This is a genomic window from Ruminococcus sp. (genome assembly GCF_024684275.1).
Map to the genome: position 1 here is coordinate 1 of NZ_JAIKXF010000057.1, position 2,062 is coordinate 2,062.

4 protein-coding genes are annotated in these 2,062 nt (G+C 42.9%); 1 reads left to right on the forward strand and 3 read right to left on the reverse strand.

The features are described from left to right. The 3 genes from hydG to K5677_RS06925 form a co-directional block, all read right to left on the reverse strand. Nucleotides 1–555, reverse strand: a 555-nt coding sequence (gene hydG, locus K5677_RS06915; RefSeq protein WP_296726169.1) for a [FeFe] hydrogenase H-cluster radical SAM maturase HydG, incomplete at its 3' end; no start/stop codon positions are given. An 18-nt stretch (nucleotides 556–573) separates the two neighbouring features. Further along, a complete protein-coding gene (locus K5677_RS06920; RefSeq protein WP_296726172.1) occupies nucleotides 574–1,041 on the reverse strand; it encodes a pyridoxamine 5'-phosphate oxidase family protein in 468 nt (155 codons plus the stop codon). A 12-nt stretch (nucleotides 1,042–1,053) separates the two neighbouring features. After that, nucleotides 1,054–1,302, reverse strand: a complete 249-nt coding sequence (locus K5677_RS06925; RefSeq protein ID WP_294755014.1) for a TM1266 family iron-only hydrogenase system putative regulator — start codon at nucleotides 1,300–1,302, stop codon at nucleotides 1,054–1,056. A gap of 375 nt (nucleotides 1,303–1,677) precedes the next feature. Between K5677_RS06925 and K5677_RS06930 the strand changes: the two genes are divergently transcribed. After that, nucleotides 1,678–2,062 (forward strand): hypothetical protein (locus K5677_RS06930; RefSeq protein ID WP_296726173.1); only part of this gene is annotated, 385 nt, incomplete at its 3' end.

Sequence of the window (2,062 nt, forward strand, 5' to 3'; positions counted from 1 at the left end):
GATATTTACGTTTACACGGCGGATAGCTCCGTTCTTGTGCTTGATCGAGTAGATCGTATTGATACATTCGAGGATGTATTCGATAGGATTGTTTACAGGGTCCTCTCCCGACTCGATAGCAAGACGCTTGTGTCCCATATCCTGAAGCGCAATGACCTCCTGACGCACTTCCTCCTGAGTGAGCTTCTTGCGTGGGATCTCCTTGTTCTGCATATGATACGGACAGTATACGCACTTGTTTACACAGTAGTTGGAAAGATAAAGCGGTGCGAACATTACTATTCTGTTACCGTAAAATGCCTGCTTTATCTCCTTTGCAAGCTCATACATCTTCTCGGTCATTTCAGGGATATCACAGGCAAGAAGAACGCTTGCCTCACGGTGTGAAAGTCCTGCACATTCAACTCCCCTGCCTGTTTTCTTAGGTCTTGCCTTTTCAAGTATCTGCTCGATAAGCTCGCGGTTATGCTTGTTCTTATCGGCGTACTCCAAAGTTGCAAGTATCTCCTCGTCATTTATAAAATCGTCCGCATTCATAGACTTAACATCATACATATATATTTCCTCCTGTACTTATTTCGCCTTACATGACATTGTTTTTACTTCAAGTTTATACACCGCGGTACGGCTCAGAACTTCATCGCTGTACGCAAGCCCCGTCCTGCCTGCTGCCTGCTTCATCACATATTCAAGAGCAGCTTTCTTTTCGTCAGAGCCATCTATCAGGGAAAGAACTCCTGTACCGATAACGCTCATAAACCTCGCAGAGTGACCGCAGGCTGTGTCAGCTCCTATAAGCTCATACCTGCCGTCTATTTCAAAGCCCACGGACGGTGCGCTATGGGCAAGCTCGTACTTTCTTCCCGCCGCGGCACCGTGAAAATAGAAGGTATATCTGCCGTCAGCCTCAGAATATCCGTAGTTTACAGGCACGATATAGACCTCGCCATTGTCATTGAAGCCTACACGAAGTATCTTCTCTCCCGAAATAAACCGCCTGACAGCTATTTCGTCGGTTATTTCCCTGTCATTTCTTCTCATTAAGCTCACCTTTTACTTCTTTGAAATAGCAGCCTTGACGGAAACGCCCTGTATCTGTCCGAGTCTGCCCGTGAGACTGCTTATGACGTCGGGTTCGGCGTCAAGCGCCACTGATATGAGTGATATGCCTCTTTCCTTATATGGCAGACCCATTCGCCCGATGATTATATCGCTGTAGTCGTGAAGAACACTGTTGACCTCCACGGAAGCTGACTGTTCATCAATCACGATTGCTGCTACCGCTATCCTTTTACTTTCCATTTCTCCTCCTTTGCAGGCAGAAAAGCAGTCAATAAAAAATCCGCCCAGACGGACGGACAGTATCTGCATATGATATTGCTCAACTGCTGTCCGAAAACAGAGTTCTCACCCTGCTGCCCGATAACAATAATTATTTTATCAGCCAAAAGCAGAATAAATCCTGCCTTCCGCTGTTATTATCATACCACATTGTTATAATATTGTCAATTTTTTATTGTTAGCAACTGATAACATAATGCTTCTGCTGATTTTTGTTTATCTTATACAATCAGATAATTGTATTTTAAAAAAATTATATAATTTTTAAAAAATCACTGGACAAATCTTTGTATTTGTGTTATACTGTTTTTAGATTTATTTTTGAGGTGATCATCAATGGGTTTATTCTCATTTTTCCAGGGCGGAGCTAAATATTTCGATAAAAAGATTGAGCCTAAGTGCGATTACTGTATGTACGGTAAGAGAACTAAGGACGGTAACAGAGTCCTTTGCGAAAAAAGAGGTCTCGTTGAACAGAATTATTCATGCAAAGCATTTATATATTCTCCTCTAAAGAGAATCCCCGTAAAACAGCTAAGATTTGTCGGAAGTATTGCCGATGATGAGCTTTTTATCGAATCTAAGGGCGATATTGCCGAAAAGCAGGAATCTGAACAGAAAAACGAAAAGAAAGCAAACGGCAAGTCCGATAATAAAACCGAAAACAAGCCTGCTGCAAAGACTGAGGAAGCTCAGAATGAGGCTCCGAAGGAAGCTGAGA